The 24,639-nt window shown below is 65.9% G+C and carries 16 protein-coding genes; 8 read left to right on the top strand and 8 right to left on the bottom strand.

Annotation, left to right across the window (positions count from 1 at the left end; translation table 11 throughout):
* Positions 1-6: 6 nt before the first annotated feature.
* Positions 7-3,813 (bottom strand): DUF3971 domain-containing protein, encoded by a 3,807-nt coding sequence (locus I6F12_RS09130; RefSeq protein WP_225156013.1) that lies wholly within the window; start codon positions 3,811-3,813, stop codon positions 7-9.
* Positions 3,814-4,008: 195 nt separating this feature from the next.
* Here I6F12_RS09130 and I6F12_RS09125 point away from each other — a divergent pair, with 195 nt between their 5' ends.
* Together I6F12_RS09125 and I6F12_RS09120 are read left to right on the top strand one after the other, a co-directional pair.
* Positions 4,009-4,710 (top strand): peroxiredoxin, encoded by a 702-nt coding sequence (locus I6F12_RS09125; RefSeq protein WP_081494458.1) that lies wholly within the window; start codon positions 4,009-4,011, stop codon positions 4,708-4,710.
* A 111-nt stretch (positions 4,711-4,821) separates the two neighbouring features.
* Positions 4,822-6,177: a M23 family metallopeptidase gene (locus I6F12_RS09120; protein ID WP_192893223.1), complete on the top strand. Its 1,356-nt coding sequence runs from the start codon at positions 4,822-4,824 to the stop codon at positions 6,175-6,177.
* On the opposite strand, the gene I6F12_RS09115 is transcribed toward I6F12_RS09120, so the two are convergent.
* The 5 genes from I6F12_RS09115 to I6F12_RS09095 form a co-directional block, all read right to left on the bottom strand.
* On the bottom strand, positions 6,164-7,141 hold the full coding sequence (locus tag I6F12_RS09115) for a DMT family transporter (RefSeq protein ID WP_225156012.1): 978 nt from the start codon (positions 7,139-7,141) through the stop codon (positions 6,164-6,166). The genes I6F12_RS09120 and I6F12_RS09115 overlap by 14 nt on opposite strands.
* Positions 7,142-7,276: 135 nt before the next feature.
* Positions 7,277-8,158, bottom strand: a complete 882-nt coding sequence (locus I6F12_RS09110) for an NAD(P)-dependent oxidoreductase (protein ID WP_109143907.1) — start codon at positions 8,156-8,158, stop codon at positions 7,277-7,279.
* A gap of 2 nt (positions 8,159-8,160) precedes the next feature.
* Positions 8,161-9,292 (bottom strand): peptide chain release factor 2 gene (prfB, locus tag I6F12_RS09105; RefSeq protein ID WP_100213427.1). Its coding sequence is split into 2 segments (ribosomal slippage): positions 8,161-9,222 and positions 9,224-9,292, totalling 1,131 coding nucleotides; the frame shifts between segments, so codons are not numbered across the junction.
* A 107-nt stretch (positions 9,293-9,399) separates the two neighbouring features.
* A complete protein-coding gene (locus tag I6F12_RS09100) occupies positions 9,400-11,901 on the bottom strand; it encodes a penicillin-binding protein 1A (protein WP_036022896.1) in 2,502 nt (833 codons plus the stop codon).
* Between the two features lie 227 nt (positions 11,902-12,128).
* Positions 12,129-13,424: an N-acetylmuramoyl-L-alanine amidase gene (locus I6F12_RS09095; RefSeq protein WP_225156011.1), complete on the bottom strand. Its 1,296-nt coding sequence runs from the start codon at positions 13,422-13,424 to the stop codon at positions 12,129-12,131.
* Positions 13,425-14,129: 705 nt separating this feature from the next.
* Here I6F12_RS09095 and I6F12_RS09090 point away from each other — a divergent pair.
* Entirely contained in the window at positions 14,130-17,237 is a 3,108-nt protein-coding gene (locus I6F12_RS09090) for a ribonuclease E/G (protein ID WP_225156010.1), read from the top strand.
* A gap of 66 nt (positions 17,238-17,303) precedes the next feature.
* Positions 17,304-18,536 (top strand): FAD-binding oxidoreductase, encoded by a 1,233-nt coding sequence (locus I6F12_RS09085; RefSeq protein ID WP_225113976.1) that lies wholly within the window; start codon positions 17,304-17,306, stop codon positions 18,534-18,536.
* Positions 18,537-18,546: 10 nt separating this feature from the next.
* On the opposite strand, the gene I6F12_RS09080 is transcribed toward I6F12_RS09085, so the two are convergent.
* The gene (locus I6F12_RS09080; RefSeq protein ID WP_109143913.1) at positions 18,547-19,104 is read right to left on the bottom strand and encodes a biotin transporter BioY; all 558 of its coding nucleotides are present in this window, start codon (positions 19,102-19,104) and stop codon (positions 18,547-18,549) included.
* A 92-nt stretch (positions 19,105-19,196) separates the two neighbouring features.
* The gene (locus tag I6F12_RS09075) at positions 19,197-20,384 is read right to left on the bottom strand and encodes an aminotransferase class I/II-fold pyridoxal phosphate-dependent enzyme (RefSeq protein WP_225156009.1); all 1,188 of its coding nucleotides are present in this window, start codon (positions 20,382-20,384) and stop codon (positions 19,197-19,199) included.
* Positions 20,385-20,590: 206 nt separating this feature from the next.
* Here I6F12_RS09075 and I6F12_RS09070 point away from each other — a divergent pair, with 206 nt between their 5' ends.
* The 4 genes from I6F12_RS09070 to aroQ all read left to right on the top strand — a co-directional run bounded on the left by I6F12_RS09070 (position 20,591) and on the right by aroQ (position 24,635).
* Positions 20,591-21,991, top strand: coding sequence for a M48 family metalloprotease (locus I6F12_RS09070; protein WP_036022887.1), 1,401 nt, complete (start codon positions 20,591-20,593; stop codon positions 21,989-21,991).
* A 97-nt stretch (positions 21,992-22,088) separates the two neighbouring features.
* Positions 22,089-22,856 carry a DsbA family protein gene (locus I6F12_RS09065; protein WP_225156008.1) on the top strand — a complete coding sequence of 256 codons (768 nt, stop codon included), beginning with the start codon at positions 22,089-22,091 and terminating at the stop codon, positions 22,854-22,856.
* A 209-nt stretch (positions 22,857-23,065) separates the two neighbouring features.
* Positions 23,066-23,941, top strand: coding sequence for a DUF1236 domain-containing protein (locus tag I6F12_RS09060; protein WP_225156007.1), 876 nt, complete (start codon positions 23,066-23,068; stop codon positions 23,939-23,941).
* 226 nt (positions 23,942-24,167) lie between these two features.
* Positions 24,168-24,635 carry a type II 3-dehydroquinate dehydratase gene (gene aroQ, locus I6F12_RS09055; protein ID WP_036022884.1) on the top strand — a complete coding sequence of 156 codons (468 nt, stop codon included), beginning with the start codon at positions 24,168-24,170 and terminating at the stop codon, positions 24,633-24,635.
* Positions 24,636-24,639 lie beyond the last annotated feature (4 nt).

The following is a 24,639-nucleotide window of genomic DNA, read 5'->3' as shown; positions in this document are numbered from 1 at the left end:
TGGGGATTACCGCCGCGCGAGGGTGCAACCGCTCGACAGCTGGCGCGTCGGTCCGGTCGAGCCGTCGTTCGAATGCGAGGGGAATTCCTCGAACGGCGAGTTCTGCTTGCCGGTATTGAACTCGAAGATCTTGCGGAACAGGCCCGGCGCCATCGCCGAGATCGGATTGACGCGCATCACGGGCGCGGCTGGCGTGCCGACGACCTCGTAGGTCACGCCGATCAGCCCCTCATTGTTGCCGCCACCGAGGAAGATGCCGAACAGCGGGATCTGGCCGAAGATGTTGTTGACGCCGTACATCGGCACGAAGGTGCCGCTCATGCAGACCTGGTTGCCGGGATAGTCGATCGAGCCCTCGATGGTGGCACCGATCATCGGCCCCTTGACCACGCCGTCACGGACCGTGAGCGCACCGTTCTGCCGCGTGAACTCGGCGCGAAGTGCGCTGAAGGAGACGCCATTCCCGGTCCCGTTCGGCGCGCCGGCGGCAACGCGTTCGAGCTGCGCCTCGCCCTTCACGGTGAAGTCGCGGACATTGATCAGGCCCTCGCGCGCGGCGTTCGGCTCGGAAGACGGCGGCTCCATCGCGACCACCATCTGGCCGCCGACCGCCTTGGTGTAGGTGTCGGTGAAGCGGAGCAGCGCGCCGGCGTCGTTGGTCTGCAGGTAGATCACCTCGCGGTTGCCCTGGGCACGGCCGCCGCGCAGGTCGGCAGCGACAGGCGTGTCGCGGCCGATCTTGCCGCTCAGCGTGAACGCCTTGATAGCCCCATTGCGCTTCGACATCTTGGCATCGAGGCTGCGCATGGCCTCGCCGTTGAAGCCGGCGACGGCACCGAGCTTCACGTCGATGTCGAAATCGACGTTCTTCAGCTTGTTCTTGTCGTCCTTGGAATTGCCTGAGATCGCCGACTTCAGGAAGCCGCGGCCGTCGAACACGTCGCCACGCATGGTGCCGCGCAGTACACCGTCCTGGCTGCGCTCCACCTTGAGCGAGGCCTTGTCGCCGTCGGACGGCGCGTAGGTCGGGAAGTTCGCGTTCACGAGATCGCTGTTCGCGTCGAGCTCGAGCGAGCCCTTGATCGAGGCGCCGCCGCCTTCGATGACGATGTCCTCGAAACGCGTCGATTGCGCCGTCGGCACCACCTTGAAGCTGGCCTTGCCGGACTTGCCCGGCAGCTTGACCCAGCCAGGCAGGATGTTGTCGAGCCTGACCGCGGTCAGGTCCGCCTCGACGCCGAGCTTCGTCGTCTGATCCGCGCCGCTCGCGATCTTGCCCGACAGCTTGATCGGCAACGATCCGATGACGGCGGGGCTGAGATCGAAGCCGAGCCGCGCGCGGCTGGCATCGTCCAGCGTCGCCTGCAGCCTGACATCCGCGTCGCCCTCGGCCGGCTTGCGATAATCGAGCGAGGCCGCCTGGCCGTTGATCTTGACGTCGCCCTTGACCTGATAGCCCTGGTTGTTGGCTGATATCTTGAGGTTGTTGGCTTCCAGCTTCTGGTTCATCACCAGCTTGTCGGCGGCAAAACCGTTGAGATCGGCGGTGACGGCATAGGTGGTGTCGGCCTTGGTCAGCTCGCCCTTGACCGGCATGCCGAGCTGGATGTTCGCCGAGAACGTTCCCTTGCTGGTGTTGGGATCGACGACGGTCGCCGACAGGTCGCTCAGCCGATCATTGGCGAGCATTTCAGCGGCCGCGGGCACCGGCCCTTCCACACGGAATCTGCTCCGCGACGGCGACGGCTTGGGCGCCATGTCGGGCACCTCGAACACGAAATCGGAGATCGTGACCTTGCGGCCCGCGGGGGTATCGGCAATGCCCTGCCCGATGTTGACGGTCGCGGTGCGACCGGTCACGCGCGCCTTCAGATCGGCATCGCGCACCACCGGCATGCCGTCCACGGGCCGGACCGCAACGCCGCTCGCCACGATGTTGACCGACAGGCCGTCGTCCGGAATGGGCGGACCCTTGCGCGGCAGGTTCCTGGTCGGCGAGTTGACGCCGATCTCGATGCGCTGGAGCGTACCGCGCTCGATCCGTTCGATCACCCATTCACGCAATTCGGGGACGATCAGCGTCGGCCACATCCGCTTCAAGGCGGAGGCCGACATCGGCGTGCCCGCAAAACCGAGGGTGAGCCGCGGCTCGCCCGAATAGTCGAGGGCGCCGGTGCCGGCGACGCCGATCTCGCCGTTGGAGACGTCGGCCTGTGTCAGCAGGATGCGCTTGTGGTCGGCGTCGAAGCGGAAGCCGATCGCGATGCGGTTGAAGACGAGCGGCGGCTCGTTGTCGATGCCGCCGAGCAGGATCGAACCGCCGCTGAAGCCGAGCTGCCAGTCGTTGATGTTGCCGTTGGGTGGCTCGAGATGGGCCAGCAGCGTCAGGCGGTTCGCGCCGGAGAGAACCTTGAACGGCGCGACCAGGACCCGCCGGTTCGCATCCCACTCGACGTTGATCTCGGCCGAGTCGATTGCCATCGGGTAGTCGGGCGTGTCGGTATCGATGATGTTGCCGGCGCCGGCCGCGATCTTGCCGCGGAAGAAGGTCGGCACGCCGTCGCGGCCGAGCTCGCCCTTGAGCTCGCCCGTCAGCGGCAGGTCGGCGGTGTAGGTGAGGTCCTTCACCCGCAGCGCCAGCAGGATGTTGGAGGTCGAGACCTTGTCGGCCTTGATGTCGACCGAGCGCACGCCATTCTCGGCCGGTCCGATCGTGGCGCGCAGCAGCCACGGACGCGCGCCCTGCTCGCCGAGGCTGAGCGCGACGCCGCCGCGGCTCGGCCGCCTCAGGCTGAGCGTGATGTTCTCGAACGACCATTTGCTGCCGCGCTGCTGATCGTCGACGATCAGGACGCCGTTTTTCAGACCGATCTCGTTGAGGTTCTGACCGTCGAGGCCCGTCATGCTCAGGCTGTCGAGCCAATCGAGGCCCTGAAGGATGCCGCTCTGCGCGGTCGCCTGCGGTGCGGCCTGCGATGCGTCCGGGCTCGCAGGCGCGGTCGCGAATGGCGGCGGGGGGACACCGCTGCGCGGGAATGTCGGCGGCAGGCCCGCATCCTTCTTGGACGCGACACCGGTCGCGAGCGGCTTTGCGGTGTCGCCGGCGGACACGGTGACGGTGCCATCGGGCGCAATGCGGATGGCGAGCTCGGCATCGACCAGGTTAAGACTCTCGGCACGCAGGTGCCCCATCAGGAGGGCCGCACCCGACAGCCTCACCTCGGCCTTCGGCGCGCTGGCGACGACGGCGCGATCGCGGTCGCGAACGATGATGTCTCGGATGCGGACGGCGACGCGGACCCGGCCGGCCCGCTCGATCTGAGTGCCGCCGACCTCAACGGTGTTGCCGTGGCCGATATTGTCCTCGATCGCGGCTGCGAGCCACGGCGTTGCGATGTCCAGACTGATGGGACCGGCACCGAGCCGCCACCACAGCGCACCGAAACAGCCGATGAAAATGACGATAACGGTGGCGACGGCCACCGCCAGGCGCTTCAGCCAGCGTCCCCCACCCGTCCAGCGGCGCAGCGCGCTAAATCCACCACCGAAGCGAAGAAAGCCCGAACCGGAACGCGCCAGCAACCGGCGTGCGCGATTGCGCGCAGCCGCTTCCTGATCCGGATCCCAGTCGGCGTCGTCCCATTCCTGCGGCTCGAGTTGGCCGCCGCGCCGATCAAAATCCCGGTTGTAGTCCTGGGGCGACGTATTCCTTGCCATTGCCTCTCGATACAGGCGCCCGTCATAGGAGTGAGCGCCGCCGGGACCGCAGCCGTTCGCGGGAAGTGATGCTCCCTGCGCCGGCACTGCCGCCATACCTCGAATATTCCTGCTGTTCGTCATTTCGCCCCGGGAGCGCGTTCAACGAACAGTGGGGTGGTGCGTGGAATTCCTTGTAACCATACTCCGGCGTCGCCAGACTTGCCCAGCCGAGGGCACGATTCCGGCTCGCCGGACAAGAGCTGCAATACCGCTTCGGTTGACCTGCCGAAAGCGTCGAAAGGAAGGCGTATGTCCAAGAAATCCCGAAAGAAATCGTCCAAAACGCCCTCCGGCAGTCCGACCGCTGAAAAGAAGTCCGCAAAAACGCGGGCATCGACTCAAACAAGATCCGCGAAAACGCAGCGCCCACCGGCACGCAAATCAGCTGCGACCGTAGCAAAAGCAGGATCACATAAGGCCGCATCGAAACAGTTAAAATCCTCCAAATCCGCCTCCTCTCCGGCTGCCGCCAAGTCGGGCTTGAAGTCCGGCTTGGCCGAGGGCCAAAAGGCCCCGGCCTTCCGCCTGCCGCGCGATGGCGGCGACGTGGTCACGCTCGCTGACTACGCCGGCCGAAAGCTCGTCCTGTTCTTCTACCCCCGCGCCGACACCCCCGGCTGCACGCGGGAGGCGATCGACTTCACGCGCCTGGCGGGCGCCTTCGCGGCCGCCGGCACCGCGGTGCTCGGCATCTCCGCCGATCCGTTAAGGGCCCAGGAGAAGTTTCGCGACAAGCACAAGCTCGGCGTCCCCCTCATCTCGGACGAGACGCATGAGATGCTGGAGGCTTATGGGGCTTGGGGCGAAAAGTCCATGTATGGCAAGAGCTTCCTTGGGATCCTTCGCACCACGGTGCTGGTCGGGACTGACGGTAAAGTGGCGCGGATCTGGCGCAATGTCCGGGTCGATGGCCATGCCGACGAAGTGCTGGAGGCGGCAAGGAGCCTTTAACCAATCCTTTAAATTCGCGCGTTCCCATTTGCGGAAAATTAACCATGAGCGGCCCAGATTGCGGCGGCAATTGAGCCGCAAGGAACCCATCCGACCGGCGCGGGAGTGCCGATGTCGAAAAGTTCTGCCCAATACTCGCAGTACCCCCAACATCATCCTCACGATCACGGACGCGCCTTCCGGCGCCCTCTGGGTGCCCCGGCGGCGGTAACCGCGATTCCCCTGCCCGCCACCGACGATGCCTACACCATCGTGCATGCCGGCAAGCAGGTCCGCTTCGGACCCGTGGTGTTCTGGATCGTGGTCGGCACCGTGGTGCTGCTCGGGCTGTGGTCGGCCGCCACCGCCACCTATTTCGCGTTCCGTGACGACGTCCTGACCCGGCTGATCGCCCGCCAGGCCGAGATGCAATACGCCTATGAGGACCGCATCGCCGAGCTGCGCGCCAAGATCGATCGCACCACCAGCCGTCAATTGCTCGACCAGGAGCAGTTCGACCAAAAGCTCGATCAGATCATGAAGCGCCAGACGGCGCTCGAGTCCCGGGCCACGGCGCTCGGCGCCATGCCCGACGTGACCGGCTCGATTCCCCGCGCCGCTCCGCAGCGCAGCGATGCAAGCCCGACCACGCCAAAACCGTCGCCCATCAGCGACACCGTGATCTTCGTGGCGCCACCGGATCGCGAAGCGCGCCTCGAATCGCGCGCGCCGAGCGTTGCGGCAACGCCGACCAGCCAGTTCGCCAAGAACCGCGGTTTCGACAACGTGCTGGTCCGGCTCACGACCTCGCTTGATCAGGTCGAGCGGCGCCAGATGGCGACGCTCAACGCGGTCGAGGAAAGCATGGATTCGCGCATGCGCCGGATGCGCAGCGTGGTCAGCGACCTCGGCCTGAACCTTGCCCATCTCGAAGCCGCCGTGCCGCGCAGTGCGATGGGCGGACCGTTCGTCCCGGTCAAGCTGACGGCGAATGCCGGACCGTTCGAGAAGCAGCTCCACCGCATCCACACCACGCGCGCCGAGATGGACCGTCTCAACCGCACGCTGGCGTTGGTGCCGTATCGCAAGCCCGTCATTGGCGAGGTCGAGTTCACCTCGGGCTTTGGCGTGCGCAGCGATCCTTTCCTGGGTCGGCCCGCGATGCACACCGGCCTTGATTTCCGCGCCGCCAGCGGTGATCCCGTCCGCGTCACCGCCTACGGCAAGGTGGTTTCCGCCGGATGGTCCGGCGGCTACGGCCGCATGGTCGAGGTCGACCACGGCAACGGGCTTTCGACCCGCTACGGCCATCTCTCCGAGATCAACGTCAGGGTCGGCGAAGTCGTGAAGATCGGCCAGGTCATCGGCCTCGTCGGCTCGACCGGCCGCTCCACCGGTCCGCACCTGCATTATGAGACCCGCATCGAAGGTGAAGCGGTCGATCCACAGAAATTCCTGCGCGCCGGCGTGCGGCTCAGCGCGGGTTAGCCCCGCGCTTTTCAGTTTCGCAGCGCAGAGCTTCCCGAGAGCCAGAGATGGCGGCCGAGAGCTTGCGCAGTAAGCTGAATGCACGCCCATCAATCACCAGCAGCGCGCTGGCGATGACGATCGAGCCGGCGATCTCGCGGCCGGAGATCGGCTCATCAAGCACCAGCCAGCCCAGCAGGATGGCGGTGACGGGAATGAGCAGCGTCACCAGCATCACGTTGCTCGCACCCGAGCGCCGCACGATCTGGAAGAAGACGATGTAGGCGAGCGCCGTCGAAAGCCCGGCGAGCCCGAGCACGGCGAGCCAGGTCGTGAGGCTCGGCATCGGTAACTGCCAAGGCTGCTCCACGACGCCGGCGACGACCGCTATCATCACCGTGGATGACATCAATTGAAACGTCGCCGTCCCCAGCGGCGCTGCGTCCTTCAGCAAGCGCCGCGCAGCCAGCGCCGCAAAGCCGTAGCTCAGTGCCCCGCCGAGGCAGAGCAGAATGCCGAGCCCCTGTCCCGGCCTGGTCTCGAAGCCCCATCCGCGCAGCAGGATCACGCCGACAAAGCCCAACGCCACCCCGGCCAGGCGGCGCATCTGCAAGGCCTCCTGGCCCGCTGCAATCATCACGGCCACCGTGAACATCGGCGTGGTCGCGTTCAGGATCGAGGCCAGCCCACTCGGAATGAAAGTTTGCCCGATCACGATCAGCGAGAACGGGATGACGTTGTTGAGCAGCCCGATCGCGATGAACGGCGCACAGCCCGCCCAGCTTTTGGGAAAGCCGATGCCATGTGCGCGCAGCAGCGGCAGCAGCATCGCAGCGCCGAGCGCCACGCGCAAAAACACCAGTGTCAGCGGCGGCAATTCCCGCAAGGCCGCGCCGTTGAAGAAGAACGAACCGCCCCAGAGGATCGAGAGCAGAGCGAGCAGCGACCAGTCGCGCACGTCGATCCGGTGGTCATTGGCGGGCATGGGGTCTTACCTCAGCCCCATGGCCTAGAACGGTGCGATCAATGTCGCCACCCGATTTCTGACGAGGTCCCGGTTTACAAAACCGATGCTCGGCGCGAATGGAGTGACTGAGGGGCACCGGTTAGCGCGGTTTGACTAGGATGGCTTCTTCGGCCGCGACACCAGCTCGATCATCCTGCCTTCATCATCGTCCGGCATCACCGCTTTCGCCTGCGCGTACGCCTCGACCGCGGCGCGCGCGACCAGCGGCTTGCCCGCGAGCAGGCTCTCGGCGAGCTTCACGGCGTAGGCGGCATCCTTGTGCCGCAGCGCTGCGGTGAAGGTCGCGCCGCTGAAATCGCGGGCGACCATGCGCTTGGAGTGACGCGCTACCTGCGGGCTTGCCGCGACGCCTGCCTGGATCGATTCCAGCACCAGGTTCATGTCGAGCCCGGCCTGCTCGGCAATCGCAAGGCCCTCGGCGAGGCCGGCGATCTGGATCGCGCCCATGAGATTGTTGATCAGCTTGTAGACCGTGCCGGAGCCGACCGCGCCGAAATGGCGGATGGTCGAGCCGATCGGCGTCAGATAGGGCCGCGCGCGCTCGAGATCGGCCGCGTCGGCGCCAACCAAGAGCGTCAACTTCCCGGCCGCCGCCGCGTCCGGCAATCCCGTCACCGGGCAGTCGATATAGATCAGCCCGCGCGCGTTGAGCTCGCGGCCCATCTCACGGGAATGGTCATAGGAGACGGTGGAGCATTCGATCGCGATGGTGCCGGCCTTCGCCGTCTTGGCGGCGCCGTCAGGCCCGAGCCAGACCGCGCGCGAGGCCTCGTCGTCGGCGACCATGGTCACGACCGCGTCGGCATCGATCGCGGCATCCTCCGGCGAGGTCGCCCAAATCGCGCCGCGCGCGATCAGGTCCTCGGCCTTTGCCTTGCTGCGATTCCAGATCGTTACCGTGAAGCCGGCATCGAGATAGCGGCCGGCCATGCCATGGCCCATCCGCCCAAGCCCGATGAAGGCGATTCGGGACATGGCTAGTCCACGTCCTCGACGTCGCCGGCGGTGGTGCCGAAGGCGCGCTGCGCCAAGGTCGCGGCCATGAACTCGTCGAGCTCGCCATTGAGCACGCCCGATGTGTCGGAAGTCTGCACGCCCGTGCGCAAATCCTTCACCATCTGATAGGGCTGCAGCACGTAGGAGCGGATCTGGTGGCCCCAGCCGATATCGGTCTTGGCGGCCTGGTCGGCGGCGGCTTTCTCCTCGCGCTTCTTCAGCTCGATCTCGTACAGACGCGCGCGCAGCATGTCCCAGGCCTGCGCCCGGTTCTTGTGCTGGGAGCGGCCGGCCTGGCAGACCACGGCGACGCCGGTCGGGATATGCGTCAGGCGCACCGCGGATTCGGTCTTGTTGACGTGCTGGCCGCCGGCACCGCCCGATCGCATCGTGTCGACGCGGACGTCGGATTCCTTGATGTCGATCTTGATGCTGTCGTCGATGACGGGGAACACCTGCACGCTCGAGAACGAGGTGTGCCGCCGCGCGTTGGAATCGAATGGCGAGATGCGCACCAGCCGATGCACGCCGGCTTCAGTCTTCAGCCAGCCGTAGGCGTTGTGACCGGAGACCTGGATGGTCGCCGACTTGATGCCGGCCTCTTCGCCCTCGGACTCTTCGAGATACTCGACCTTGAAGCCGTGGGTTTCGGCCCAGCGCGTGTACATGCGCAGGAGCATCTGCGCCCAGTCCTGGCTCTCGGTGCCGCCGGCGCCGGCATGGACTTCGAGATAGGAATCGAAGCGGTCGGCTTCGCCCGAGAGCAGTGCCTCGAGCTCGCGCCGCGCCACTTCCTTCTTGAGGTTCTTCAGCGCAGCTTCGGCTTCGGCGACGACGCCGTCATCGCCCTCGGCCTCGCCGAGCTCGATCATGCCGATGTCGTCTTCGAGCTCCTGCTCGACCTTGCCGATGCCTGAGAGCGCATCCTCAAGCGAGGTGCGCTCCTGCATCAGCTTCTGGGCTTTCTGAGGGTCGTTCCAGAGATTGGGATCTTCTGCGAGCTTGTTCAGCTCAGCGAGGCGCGCCGTCGATTTCTCGACGTCAAAGATGCCTCCTCAGCAGCCCGACTGACTGCTTGATCTCTTCTACCAACCGTTCGATTTCGGCGCGCATGTTGTTCTCTGTCTTGCGGAATCCCGCGTGCAGTTCGAGAGGGGATGTAGCGGCGGCGGCTGCAAAGCGCAACCGCCCAAACCGTGATCGCCGGCCTTATCCGCGGCCTACCACAACCCGCCAGTGCCCGGCCGGAAGAGGAAGCCGGAATCCGGCTGCTGCTGCTGCACCGGCATGCCGCGCCCGTCGGCGTCGGCAACGCCGATGACCGAATAATTGTCCGGCGGCGCCGTGCCGGGCTTGAAGGCTTCGAGGATGGTTCCGCCGGTCTCGCCGGGGCCGGCGCGCATGCCGGTCTTGGCGACGACGCGAACGAGCTTGATGCCGGCGGGCACCTTGAACGGGACCGCGGGCTTGTCGGCGAGCGCGAGCTTGAGGAAGTCACGCACGATCGGAGCAGCGAGATGACCGCCGGTCGCGGCATTGCCCTTACCGAGCGGACGAGGCTTGTCGTAGCCCATGTAAACTGCGACTGCGATGTCCGGCGAGAAGCCGACGAACCAGGCGTCCTTGGCCTCGTTGGTGGTGCCGGTCTTGCCGGCGACGGGCTTGCCGACCTCCTTGATCACCGTGGCCGTACCGGACTGCACCACACCCTCCATCAGCTCGGTGATCTGATAGGCGGTCATGGAATCCAGCACCTGCTCGCGGCGGTCGATCAGCTGCGGCTCGGGCTGGTTCTTCCAGCCGCCCGGCGCGTCGCAGCCGCGGCATTCGCGCTGGTCGTGCTTGAAGATGGTGCGGCCGTAACGGTCCTGGATGCGGTCGATCAGCGTCGGCTTCACGCGGCGGCCGCCATTGGCGAGCATCGAGTACGCCGTGACCATGCGCATCGCCGTGGTCTCGCCGGCGCCGAGCGCGTAGGAGAGATAGTTCGGCAGTTCGTCATAGACGCCGAAGCGGCGGGAATATTCGCCGATCAGGGGCATGCCGATGTCCTGCGCGAGGCGCACCGTCACGGTGTTGAGCGATTGCCGCAGCGCATTGCGCAGCGTCACCGGTCCCTGGAACTTGCCCGAGGAGAAGTTTTCAGGCCGCCACACGCCGGCGCCCTGCCCCTGGTCGATCTCGATGGGCGCGTCGAGCACGACGGTCGAGGGCGTGTAGCCGTTGTCGAGCGCGGCCGAATAGACGATCGGCTTGAACGACGAACCGGGCTGCCGGTAGGCCTGCGTGGCGCGATTGAACTGGCTCTGGTCGAACGAGAAACCGCCGACCATCGCGAGCACGCGGCCGGTCCAGGGATCCATCGCCACCATCGCGCCGGAGACTTCCGGAATCTGGCGAAGCCGGTACTGGCCCTCGACGGGGTGGCCGTCCTTGTAGAGGGGATCGGCATAGATGACGTCGCCGGGCTGGAGCACCTGCGACACCGCTGTCGGCGTCTTGCCTCTCGTGCCGCCCTGCAGCGCCCGCGCCCAGCGCACGCCGTCGACCGTCACGATGCCGGTCTCGCGCTGCTTGCTCACCGCGCCGCCGAGCTCGCGGCCAGGCTGAAAGCCGATCCGTGCCGACTGATCGCTGGTCTCCAGCACTACCGCCATGCGCCAAGGCGAGATGTCGGACAGCGACTTGATCTCGGCGAGCTTCACGCCCCAGTCGCCCGAGATGTCGAGCTTGCTGATGGCGCCGCGATAACCCTGCTGCTCGTCATAATTCACGAGGCCGGCGACCATGGCCTTGCGCGCCATGACCTGAATCTTCGGATCGAGCGTGGTGCGAACCGACAGGCCACCCTCGTAGAGCTTCTTCTCGCCGTAGCGCTCGAAAATGTCGCGGCGGACTTCCTCGGCGAAATATTCGCCGGCAAAGGTGTGGGCGCCGTTGGAACGGCTGGTGACGGCGAGCGGCTCCTTGCGCGACTTGTCGGCGTCGGCCTGCTTGATCCAACCGTTTTCCACGAGACGGTCGATCACGTAATTGCGGCGCTCGATGGCGCGGTCGCGGTTGCGGACCGGATGCAGCGTCGCCGGCATCTTCGGCAGCGCCGCCAGATAGGACGCTTCCGCCACCGTCAGCTCGTTCACCGACTTGTCGAAATAGACCAGCGAGGCCGCCGCGATGCCGTAGGCGCCGAGGCCGAGATAGATCTCGTTGAGATACAGTTCGAGGATCTTGTCCTTCGAATAGGTCTTCTCGATGCGCATCGCCAGCAAGGCTTCCTTGATCTTGCGTGAGAAGGAGACCTCGTTGGTGAGCAGGAAGTTCTTGGCGACCTGCTGCGTGATCGTGGACGCACCCTGCGGACGGCGGTTGGAGCCGTAATTCTGCAGATAGAGCAGGCCTGCGCGCGCCATGCCGGTGTAGTCGATGCCGCCATGCTCGTAGAAATTCTTGTCCTCGGCCGCGAGGAACGCGTTGATCACGAGCTTCGGCACCGCCTGGATCGGCAGATACAGCCGCCGCTCCTTGGCGTATTCGCCGACCAGCGAACCGTCGACCGCGTGCACACGCGTCATCACCGGCGGCTCGTAATCCTGAAGCTGAGAGTAGTCCGGCAAGTCCTTGGAGAAATGCCAGATCAGGCCTGCCACGGCCCCGACGCCAACAAGGAACACCACTGTTCCCGCGGCGAACAGGAAGCCCATGAACCGCACCAGCAAGCGCATTATCTGTTTATCCGTTCAAACTCTGGATCAGCCCAGTATCAGCCCTTTGGCACACAAAACGGCACCAACCTCACGCCGCGAATTCACCGGCTTACGCAATCACATCGAGGCCGGACTTAAGACGCTTGCCGAACAGGTTCTCGCCGATTCCGGAACCCTCTACCGGTTTCTATAAAGCGTCCGCTGTGGCCAAACTAGGGCCTTTGGGCCGGGAGGAACAAACCGGCTCAGTTCGACGTCCCCGCCGTGGCCATCCGCTTGGTCAAAAATCCATCGATCGCTTGGGCCATCGAGCCCACGGCGCGGGAGCGCCAGCCCTCGGAGACCAGCTGCTCGAGATCGCCCTTGTTGGAGACGTAGCCGATCTCGACCAGCACCGATGGCACGTCGGGCGCCTTCAGAACCCGGAAGCCGGCGGATTTCAGGGGATGCTTGTGCATCCGCACCGTCTGCTTCATTTCGCTCATCAAATGGCGGGCGAAACGGTTTGAAAAGGTGCGGGTTTCCCGCTGTGTGAGGTCGATCAGGATGTCGGCGACGTCGGTCGGCTCCTCCGCGAGGTTGAAGCCGGCGATCGCATCGGCGCGGTTCTCCGCATCCGCCAGCCGCTGGGCCTCGGCGTCGGACGCCTTGTCGGAGAGCGTATAGATGGTCGCGCCCTGCGCATCCCCTTCCGCCCGCGGCAGCGCATCGGCGTGGATCGAGACGAACAAGGCCGCCTTGAGATTGCGGGCGATCTTGGTGCGGTCATTGAGCGGAACGAAGGTGTCGTCGTCCCGCGTCATGACCACGCGGTACTTGCCGGCTTTTTCCAGCTTGTCGCGGAGCGCCAGGCCAAAGGCCAGCACCAGGTTTTTCTCGCTCTCGCCGCTCGACTGCGTCCCGTTGTCGATGCCGCCGTGGCCGGGATCGATCACCACCACCGGTCGAGTATCGGCCTTCTGCTGCGCGCCATCCGGGGCCGCGGCACTGGGAACCGTGGCAGGCGGCGCTTCAGCGATTGCGGGCCGCAGCTCGGGACGGTTCTCGGGGGCACGTGACGACACGAAGGCGGTGCGCTCGACCTCCTCCAGCTCGAGCACGAGCCGGGCCGGTTGGCCGTTGGCCGCCTCCAGCACGTAGGATTTGGCGATCTTCGCCGGTCCGGTCAGGTCGAACACGATTCGCGAGCCACCGGGCATGACGAGCCCGTAGCGGAAGGCCTTGACCAGCCCCCGCCCCCCGCTTCCGGTCCCGGCGGGCAGCTGAAAATTGACCTGCGGCACGTCCACCACCACGCGGTAGGGGTCGGCCAGCGTGACGGCGCGGAAGGTGACGGTCTGGTCGAGATCGAGGATGAAGCGGGTCTGCTTGCCATCGCCGGCCAAGCGGGCGGCCGAGGCGACCGGAAAATTCGCCGCAACGGCAGCAGGTTGCAGCCGGCTTTCCGCAGCGATCAGGCGCGCGGAATCAGCACAGGGCAATGCCGCAGTGCACAGCAACACGCCCCCCAGCAAAATCCGTCGATTTGTGCGGCTCGCCACCGATTCCGTGCCTCCGAGCAGCTCTCTTAACGCAATAGAACCACAGGGTTAATCGATCCTTAATGACGGAAACGCGAAACTCGCCGACTGTGACCGCCGTGCGACGCTCCCTTGCACGGATGGCTCATTCCTCGTATGTACGGAATGCTGACGGCCGATATTTCCGGTTGTGTCGCATTCAGCCTCCCGGTGCAGCGCCGGAACTCTCAAGGTTTGAGAATTCCAGCGTTTTCCACTTCCCTCTATGACCAGCGCGGTGCGCGGCAGCGAGGTGGAGCGGGTCAAGCCCCGGCGGCGGACGGTCTCGGGCTACCACTCATGTTGCCGGGACGGTTCTGACAGCGGCGTAACCCATTACCCGGTCCCTTGACCCCAAGGGGGCGGTTCGTGATCCCCAAGGCGAGCGCGCTCGCGCCGTGCCTGGCCAGCAGCAACTGATTGAAGGGCGGCCTCGCCGCCCAGTGTTTCATACGGGCCGACGCTTGATGCGCCAGACTGTGCCGACGAAATCTGAAGGAGCATTCGCGACGCTGCGGAGTGACAATCCCGTGCGTCGCAATGGTCCTGAAGCTTCCGGTTCGGCAAGGCGCGAGAGACGGCGTTTCGGCCTTCCCCTCACCCCCGAATCAGGTGGACCGTCGCGTCACCCGCCGGCGCGATACGCGCCCACGGCTTATCGCGTCCGCCGCCGCCAAGAGTTAAGACATGCCCAACAAGATGTTGATCGATGCCACCCACCCGGAGGAGACCCGGGTCGTCGTGGTCCGCGGCAATCGTGTCGAAGAGTTTGATTTCGAGACCGCGCAACGCAAGCAACTGCGCGGGAATATCTACCTCGCCAAGGTCACAAGGGTCGAACCCTCGCTCCAGGCTGCTTTCGTCGAATATGGCGGCAATCGCCACGGCTTTCTCGCCTTCAGCGAAATCCATCCCGACTATTACCAGATCCCGGTCGCCGACCGGCAGGCGCTGATCGAGGCCGAGGAACAGGCCCATCGCGAGGCCGAGGAAGAAAGCGAGAACCGCTCGCACGGCCGTCGCCGCTCGCGGCACCGCAACGCCCGCCGCCGCGGTCATGGCGAGCGCGTGCGCAGCGACATCGTCGAAGGTCTCGAAGCCGGCGCCGATCCCGCCGCTCAGCCGGTCGAAGGCGCCGCGCTGCCCGAGCATGCCGAGGGCGAGCATCCGCACGCCGATACGGAGCATCATGGCGAGCACGAAGGCCACGATCCCGATCATGGTGACCATGATCATGACGAACATCGTCATGCCCGCGATGACGAGCACGATCACGCTCACGATGATGCCCACGGCCGCGAGGACGAACGCGATCATCACGATCATGATCACGCCGACGAGACGCCCGCGCCTGTCGCGGCGGTCGGCGCCGAGCCCGCGGTCGAAACCGCTGCCGAGCCGCAGCCGGCGTCAACCTTCGACGTTCCCGCTCCAGAAGCTCATGCCGCGGAAGCGCAGGCGGAGCCTCTGGCCGAAGCCGTGACATCGGCCGCCGAGCCGGCCGAGGCCATCTACACCGCCGGCGAAAGCACGGAAGCCCCGCATGCGGACGCCGGGGAAGCAGCCGAGGAGGACGACGAGGACGAGGACGGCGAGGATGCCGAAGAGGAAGTCGTCGAATCCGTCGGCGGCGACGACGTGCTCGAGGAAGTGCCGGAGCGCACCTTCCGCCCGCGCCGCCAGTACAAGATCCAGGAAGTCATCAAGCGCCGCCAGGTGATGCTGGTTCAGGTCGTCAAGGAAGAGCGCGGCAACAAGGGCGCGGCGCTGACGACCTACCTCTCGCTCGCCGGCCGCTACGCCGTCCTGATGCCGAACACCGCACGCGGCGGCGGCATTAGCCGCAAGATCACCAGCGCGCAGGACCGCTCGCGCCTGAAGGAAGTGGTGCAGGACCTCGACGTGCCCGAGGGCATGGGCATCATCCTGCGTACCGCGGGCGCCGCCCGGACCAAGCCCGAGATCAAGCGCGACTTCGAATATCTGATCCGGATGTGGGAGACGGTGCGCGACCTCACGCTGAAATCGCAGGCCCCGACCCTCGTCTACGAGGAAGGCTCGCTGATCAAGCGCTCGCTGCGCGACCTCTACAACAAGGAGATCGACGAGATCCTGGTCGCCGGCGAAGCCGGCCACCGCGAGGCCCGCGACTTCATGAAGATGCTGATGCCCGCCAATGTTGGCGCGGTGAAGCAATATCGCGACGGCCAGCCGCTGTTCTCGCGCATGGGCGTCGAGAGCCAGCTCGATGCGATGTTCTCGCCGACCGTGCAGCTGCGCTCCGGCGGCTACATCGTCATCAACCAGACCGAGGCGCTGGTCTCGATCGATGTCAACTCGGGACGATCGACGCGCGAGCACCATATCGAGGACACCGCGCTCAAGACCAACATGGAAGCGGCTGAAGAGGTCGCCCGCCAGCTCCGCCTACGCGACCTCGCCGGCCTGATCGTCATCGATTTCATCGACATGGACGAGAAGCGCAACAACCGCGCGGTCGAGCGCAAGCTGTCCGATTGCCTCAGGCAGGATCGCGCGCGCATCCAGGTCGGCCGCATCTCGCATTTCGGCCTGCTCGAGATGTCGCGCCAGCGCATCCGCGCCAGCGTGCTGGAATCCTCGACCGATCCGTGCCCGCATTGCGGCGGCACCGGCCACGTCCGCTCGGTGTCCTCGGTGGCGCTGCAGCTCCTGCGCGGCCTCGAAGAGATCCTGATGAAGGGCGCCACCCACAATCTCGTGGTCCGCACCCGCACCGACGTCGCGCTCTATGTGCTGAACCACAAGCGCGGCCATCTGCGCGATCTCGAGAACGGCTTCAAGGTCACGCTGTCGGTGATCGCCGATCCCGGCGTCAGCGGTCCGCAGGCCTATGTGATCGACCGCGGCGAGCAGGTGCATACGCTCGAAGCCGCCAAGGCGCTGCTCGTTGCGCAAGCCGCTGCGAGCCCGCCGCCACCGGCCGAAGAGGCCTATGACGACGAGGACGTCTTCGACCTGGAGACGGAATCCGAGGTCGAAACCGACGAGACCGAAGGCCTTGCCGACGAGCAGGCTGGCGGCGAGGCAGCCTCGGAGCAGGACGGCCAGCGCCGCAAGCGCCGGCGCCGCCGGCGCGGCCGCGGCGGCCAGCGCGAAGGAGAGTTGCGCGAGGATACGGCGCCGACCGTGCCTGAGCCCGCGATGATCGCCGGCGAAAGCGAGGAGGAGACCGAGTCCGAGCAGGACGGTGAGGAAGGCGAGGAACAGGCCGCCCGTGGCGAACAGCAGGGCAGCGGTGATCGCCGGCGCCGGCGTGGCCGCCGCGGCGGTCGCCGCCGTCGCGGTGGCGGCGAGGAAGGTCTTGCCGGCTCCATCAGCGACGAGCTCGGCACCAACCCGCCGCCGGAAGCTGCCGATGCAGTGGCCGATTTCGACGGCCTCGGCAGCCAGGCTTCGCCTTCGATCGCGCAGGCCGAGCCGACCGGCGAGCCGCAAGTTGCGGAGCCTGAGCCGCACGCCGAGATCCGAACCGAGCCGCCGGCCCAGCCGGAGCCCGCTCCCGCCGCGACGACCGCAACGCCGGACGACGAGTCAGCCGGCGACAGGGCCGCGCGGCGCCGCTCCACCGTGCGCGAAAAGGTGAGCTTCCTGGCGAACAGCCAGGCGGAGCCCGCAACGCCGGCGGCGGAGGCGACCGAGCCGGTTGCTGCACCCGCGCCGGCACCTGAGCCCGCGCCGGAGGCGGCAAGCGAAACCCCGGCCGCCCCACGTCGTGCCGGCTGGTGGTCACGCCGTTTCGGCGGCGGCGAGTAAAGGGACAAATGGAATTGAAACCGCCCGGCCCAACCGGGCGGTTTTGATTTGATGAGGTCAGTTGCGATGCAAAGCGCGATCATTCTCGGCGGCGGCATGGTGGGCGTCGGCGCCGCGCTGCATCTGCAGCGGCGCGGCTGGTGGGTGACGCTGATCGATCGCAGGGAGCCGGGCCGCGAGACCAGCTACGGCAACGCGGGGATGATCCAGGCCGAAGCGGTACGCCCCTATCCGATGCCGCGCGACCTCGCTTCGCTTTTGAAGATCGCGACCGGCCGCACCAACGACGTGCGCTACAGCCTCTCCTCGCTGCATCTCCACATCGAGCCCCTGCTCCGCTATTGGTGGCATTCGGCGCCGAGGCGGCATCGCGAGGCGATCGAGGCCTGGGCACGGCTGATCGCCTACGCAACGGCCGAGCACGACATCCTGATCCGCGAGGCGCATGCCGACAATCTCATCCGCCGCGCCGGCTACCGAGCGCTGTTTCGCGATGCCGCTTCGTTGGATCTCTCGGTCAAGGCTGCCGAGGAAGATCAGCGCGAATTCGGCGTGAACTACCGCGTGCTGTCGGGCAGCGAGCTTGCCAGGGCCGAGCCGATCCTGCGCGATGATCTCCCGGGAGCGATCCACTGGCTCGACACCTGGACCGTGTCCGATCCCGGCGCGCTGGTCACGGCCTATGCCGAGCTGTTCGCGCGGCTCGGCGGCAGGATCGTGCTCGGTGATGCGCAGTCGCTGCGACAGACCGCGACCGGCTGGTCGGTGGACACCGACCAGGGCCGCATCGACGCTGCCCACGCCGTCGTGACGCTCGGGCCGTGGTCGCCTGATTTATTGTACAAGTTCGGCTATCGCATCCCGCTGGTGCGCAAGCGCGGCTACCACATGCATTACAGCGGCGGCGCTTCGCTCGACCTGCCGCTGGTCGACAAGGCCCGTGGCTACGCCATGGGGCCGATGGCCAAGGGCATCCGCATCACCACCGGCGCGGAATTGACGGGCGCGGACGCGCTCGCAACCCCGGTGCAGCTCGCCAGCGCCGAAGCCTCGGCGCGCGAGCTGATCGACCTCGGCAAACGGGTCGAGCCGGATCCGTGGTTCGGCACCAGGCCCTGCACGCCCGATATGCTCCCGGTGCTCGGCCCAGCCCCGCGCCACCCCGGCCTGTGGATGAATTTCGGCCACGGCCACCAGGGTTTTACGCTGGGCCCTGCGACCGGGCGCCTGCTCGCGGAAATGATGAGCGGCGAAACGCCCGCGGTCGATCCCACGCCGTACCGGCCCGAGCGATTTTAGCGAGCGCATCCTATCCGCGACGCTCGACAATCCGGCGCGCCGCCGGCATCAGGGTCGCGCCGAGCGCATTCTTGACCAGCGAGGCCGCGATGAAAGGCACGATGCCGACCTGCCAGGCCTTGGCGGCGCCGAGACCAAGGCCGAATGCCAGCCAGCCGAATCCGGTCGCGAGAATGACGATGTGGCCAACAGCCATCGCCGCAAACAGCAGCACGACGCTGCGATCCCAGCCGCGCTCGGCGAGCCAACCGGTCGCGAAAGCAGCCAGCACGAAACCGAACAGATAGCCCGCGGTCGGGCCGACCAGCGGCGCGATCCCGCCCACGGGGCCCGCGAACACCGGCAGCCCGATCGCGCCCTCGGCGAGGTAAGCGATCATGGTCGCGCTGCCGAGGCGCCAGCCATAGGCGGCGCCGATCATCAGCACCACCAACGTCTGCAACGTCATGGGCACGTAAGGCAGCGGCAGATTCACCTTGGCCGACAGCGCCATCAACGCCGTGCCGAGCGCGACCAGCACGACGGCACGCAGCGCGCCGACGGATTCGCCTGGCCGGGTCGGCCACATCAAAGCGGCGAGAGAGGAATGTGGCGCAGCGGCGGACGGGACGGAACGGTCTGACAAGCTGAACTCCGGAAGGCTGAAGAAAACTGGCGCAGTTATTTAAGCCACTCAGCAATCCGGTCAACTGCCTCACGCATCTCCCCTGGCGAGCGCGCATAGGAGAAACGAATGAACGAGCGGCCATGGATGGGATCGAAATCAAGGCCGGGCGTTGCCGCCACGCGCGCCTGCTCCAGCATCTGCTTTGCGAATTCGAAACTGTCGGCGGTGAAGTCCGAGACGTCTGCATAGAGATAGAAGGCGCCGTCGGCCGGCAGGAATTTCGTCAGTCCCGCCTTGGGCAAACCATCGATCAGGACGCGCCGGTTTTCCTGGTAGCCGTGCTTGATCTCCTCCATCTCGGCCGCGCCGTCGAAGGCGGCCTCCGCCGCGATCTGCGACAGCGCCGGCACCGAGATCGAGAGGTTCTGCTGCAGCCGCTCGATCGGCCGCACAAAGATCTCGGGCACCACCATCCAGCCGACGCGCCAACCGGTCATACAAAAATACTTCGAGAACGAATTGATCACGAGCGCGTGCTCGGACAGCGCGGCCGCAGTCACGGCCGGAAACGCGTAATCGAGCCCGTGATAGATCTCATCGGAGATGAAGCGGATGCCGGCATCTTCAGCGGCCGCGATCAGGCCGGCGAGCGCTTCACGGGACATCATCGTGCCCGTCGGATTGGCGGGGCTGCCAACCAGAACACCCTTCAGCGGCGCCTTGCGATGCGCTGCGAGCAGGGCCTCGCCGGTCAGCGCGTGACGTGTTTCGTTCGTGGTCTCGATCAGCACCGGCTCGCAGCCGAGCGCGGTCAGGATGTGTCGATACGGCGGATAGCCCGGCACCGTCACGGCGACGCGATCGCCAGGTTCGAACATCGACAGGAACGCCAAGATGAAGCCGCCCGATGAGCCCGTCGTCACCACGATCCGCTCGGGGCTGACATCGCAGCCATAGGTGTCGCGATAATGGCGCGCGATGCGCGCGCGCAAGGAAGGGATGCCGAGCGCGGACGTATAGTCGATTCGTCCGGCCTCGAGCGCCGCATGGGCGGCCGCGATCGCGGTCCTGGGCGCGCCGGCCGCGGGCTGGCCGACCTCCATGTGGATCACATGACCGCCGGCGGCCTCGATTCGGGCCGCCGCGGCCATGACGTCCATCACCATGAACGGGGGAACATCGCTGCGGCGGGAGGGCTCGAGCCATTGCCCCAACCGGTTCCTCAATGTCGCGTCGTGCATCGATTTCTGCTATTGGCTGGTGAACCGGTCCGTCCGGTCCGTAAACGGGGCGCTTGTGCCCCAGACTGGCCGCATTGTACGGCTCCATAAGGGCACCGCTCACAAGGGCATATCGCGTATCCGGTCCGCCGCCAATCGCCAAAACCAATCACTGAACTGCTTGACCAAGACCACTTGACCGAGCCCCTTTTGACCAAGACCGCTTGATGTCGCTCCAGATCGCATTGCGCAAGAAGGCCTCCGCCCTCACCGCCCTCGTCACGGCCACGGCGATCGCGCTGACGCCGTTCTCGGCCGCGCGCGCGCAGGCCAAGGGGCCGCCGGTCCTGCGCGACACCGAGACCGAGCAGCTGCTGCGCGAATACACGCGTCCGATCCTGCGCGTTGCGGGTCTGGAGAAGCACAACATCCAGATGGTGATCATCAACGACGGCTCGTTCAACGCCTTCGTCGCGGATGGCCGCCGCATCTTCGTCAATTGGGGCGCGATCCTGCAATCGGAGACGCCGAACCAGATCATCGGCGTGCTCGCGCACGAGACCGGACACCTGGCGGGCGGCCATCTGTCCAAGCTGCGCGAGCAGCTCGCCGCCGCCCAGACCCAGATGATCATCGCGATGCTGCTCGGCGCCGGCGCGATTGCGGCCGGCAGCACGCAGCGCAGCAGCGTAGGCAACAACGGGCTCGCCAATGCTGGCGCGGCCGCCATCGCCGCTCCGCAGGAGGTGATCCGCCGCACGCTGCTGTCCTACCAGCGCCAGCAGGAGGAGAATGCCGACCGCGCCGGCGTGAAATTCCTGGCTGCGACCCAGCAATCGCCCAAGGGCATGTACGAGACGTTCAAGCGCTTCACCAGCGAGAGCCTGTTCGCCGCGCGCGGCGCCGATCCCTATCTGCAGTCGCATCCGATGCCGGCCGAGCGCGTCGCCGCACTACAGGAGTTCGCAAGCTCCAGCCCCTACTGGAACAAGAAGGACGATCCCGCGCTCCAGCTTCGGCATGACATGGTCCGCGCCAAAATCTCCGCCTTTATGGAGCGGCCGGAGACGGTGTACCGCCGCTATCCCCAGACCAACGACAGCCTGCCGGCGCGCTATGCCCGCGCCATCAGCACCTATCTGCACGGTGATCTGCGCAGCGCGCTCGCCCAGATCGACGCGCTGATCCAGGTGCAGCCGAACAACCCGTATTTCTACGAGGTGCGCGGCCAGGCGCTCCTGGAAAGCGGCAAGGCGGCCGAAGCGATCGCTCCCTTGCGTAAGGCCGTCGCCCTCTCGAACAACGCCCCCCTCATCGAGATGTTACTTGGGCAGGCTCTGGTCGGAACCGATAATAAGGCCTACACCGACGATGCCGTTCGGATTCTCCGCGCCGCGGTGGCCCGGGAGCCCGAGGCGGCGCTCGGTTATACCCAGCTCGCGATGGCCTATGGCCGGAAGGGAGATTATGCGGAGGCAGATCTCGCCTCGGCCCAGGCCGCATATTTGCGCGGCGACAACAAAACCGCCCGCGAGCTTGCCACGCGCGCGAAAACACGTTTCGCCGTCGGCACCCCCGGATGGGTCAAGGCCGACGACATCGTGGCGGCGAAGCCGCCGCGCAACTGACGCAAACTCGAACGACGCCCGACCACGACGTCACGACACCGGGCTTGAATCCGCCGGGACGTTTCTCGAAACCTGCTTTGGATAAGAGGATTTGACTATGCCTTCGCTGCGCCTGTTCGCTCCTGCCTTGTTCGCGCTCGCCATGTTCGGCGCAGCCGTGCCCGCCTCGGCCGACAGTTTCTCCGACAGCCAGCGCACCGAGATCGAGAAGATCATCAAGAACTATCTCGTCAGCCATCCCGAGGTGCTCGAGGAGGCCATGGCCGAGCTCAGCAAGCGCCAGGCCGCGGCCGAAACGCAGAAGCACCAAGCCAGCATCGCGCAGAACGCCGAGGCGATCTTCAACTCGACGCGCCAGGTCGTGCTCGGCAACAGGGACGGCGACGTCACCTTCGTCGAATTCTTCGACTACAATTGCGGCTATTGCAAGCGCGCGATGGACGACATGCTGACCATCATGAAGGGCGATCCGAAGCTGAAGGTGGTGCTGAAGGAATTTCCGGTGCTGAGCCAGGGCTCGGTGGAAGCGGCGCAGGTCGGGGTCGCCGTGCGCATGCAGGATCCCTCCGGCAAGAAATATCTCGACTTCCATCAGAAGCTGCTCAGCGGCCGCGGCGCCGCCGACAAGGCCCGCGCGATGCAAGCCGCCAAGGAAGCCGGTCTCGACACGGCTCGCATCGAGAAGGACATCGCCAGCCCCGAGGTGCGCGCCACCCTCGAGGAGAATTTCAAGCTCGCCGAAGCGATGGGCATGAACGGTACGCCGAGCTACGTGATCGGCAAGCAGATCGTGATCGGTGCCGTCGGTGTTGAAAGCCTGAAGGAGAAGATCGGCATTGCCCGTTGCGGCAAGGCGACTTGCTGATCACAGTTTTACGATAGCGAGAACACAAAAAGGCCGGCAGACATGCCGGCCTTTTTTCTTGCGCTGAACGTTGGCGCCTTCGTGCAAAGTCATTCATCTGGCGTTCAACAAACAAAAGCCGCGGAACAGTCGAAGTTCCGGAACAACTCAAATCCCCTTTCGTTGTCGGCGCGGGCAATGACGCGAATGAACACGTGAGGAGAATTTCGATGTTGAACCGCTTTATGATTTCGGTTGCCGCAGTCGCGCTCGTCGCGGGCACTGGCCTCGCGAACGCGCAGGGCAATATGGGCCGCGACAGCGGCGGCGGCGCCGGTGGCGCGCAGATGCAGCATTCGCAGCCTTCCGGCGGCGCGGCTGAGCGCGGTGGCTCGATGAGCCAGGACAAGGGGACCGTTGGCCAGGCCGGCGGCTCCGGGACGATGAAGTCCGAAGACAAGTCCGGCGCGATGAAGGACGAGCGCCCCTCGGGCGGCGCGATGAACAAGAACGCGGCCGAGGACAAGTCTGGTACCACCAAGGGCCAGCGCACCGATGATCGCGCGCAGGGCCAGATGGACAAGTCCCAGCAGGACAAGTCCAAGAGCATGAGCCAGGACACCAGCAAGTCCGGTGCTAAGGACCAGAAGGACATGAAGGCTGAGGGCAGCAAGAGCGGCACCTCGACCACCGAGACCCAGAAGGGCACCGGCACGAGCACCAACCAGAATGCTCAGGGCCAGACCGGCACCAGCACGAACCAGAACGCGCAGGGCCAGACTGGCACCAGTTCGACCCAGAACGTTCAGGGCCAGAGCTCGACCACGGTCGGCCAGGCCGGCGCCGCTGCCAAGCTTTCGACTGAGCAGCGCACGCAGATCACGTCCGTGATCCGCGAGCAGCGCGTCGCCCCGGTGACCAACGTGAACTTCTCGATCTCGGTCGGCACCCGCATTCCGCGGGAGGGCATCACCCTTCACGCCCTGCCGTCGCGGGTCGTGTCGATCTATCCGGAATGGCGGAGCTACAAGTATGTCCTGGTCCGGGAAGAGATCGTCATCATCGATCCGGACACCTACGAGATCGTGGCTGTGCTGAACGTCTAAGGCGGACACGGGCAATCTCAGGGGCGGGCAGCGATGCCCGCCCCTTTGCATGCGCCCGGCAGCCATGCTTCGGACTGGTTAACAAGCAATTTCCGTGGTTTCCGCACAGGTTTTTGCGCACTGGATGAGGTGCTTGAACCCAACCTCAAGGCCCTTCAAGGCTTCCCCTCACGCGCTTTGTTACCTATAACCCCCGCCACGCCGAAGCACCTCTTCCGGGATTGGAATGGCCGAACCTGCAACCGACACGATCCTCGTCCTGAACGGGCCGAACCTCAACATGCTGGGGACCCGCGAGCCGGACAAGTATGGCCATGCGACGCTGGCCGACGTCGAGGCGCTGTGCCGGGACACGGCCGCGACGTTCGGCCTGAAGGCGGACTGCCGGCAATCCAACCGCGAAGGCGAGTTGATCGATTTCATCCACGAGGCGCATGCGCGCAAGATGAAGGGCATCATCATCAATGCCGGCGGCTATTCCCACACCTCGATCGCACTGCACGATGCGCTGCTCGCGGTGCAGATTCCGACGGTCGAGGTGCACGTGACCAACATCCACGCCCGTGAGAGTTTTCGTCACCATTCCTACACCGCGCGCGCGGCTTTCGCCTCGCTCTGCGGTTTCGGCATCGAGGGCTACCGCCTCGCCATCCAGGGCCTTGCCGCCAAGCTCGGCATCAAGCCCAACGCCTGACGCT

Source organism: Bradyrhizobium sp. IC4059 (assembly GCF_020193615.1).
Taxonomy (GTDB): domain Bacteria; phylum Pseudomonadota; class Alphaproteobacteria; order Rhizobiales; family Xanthobacteraceae; genus Bradyrhizobium; species Bradyrhizobium yuanmingense.
The sequence above is the reverse complement of the archived record's forward strand: the minus strand, read 5'-3'. Positions and strand labels throughout refer to the sequence as shown.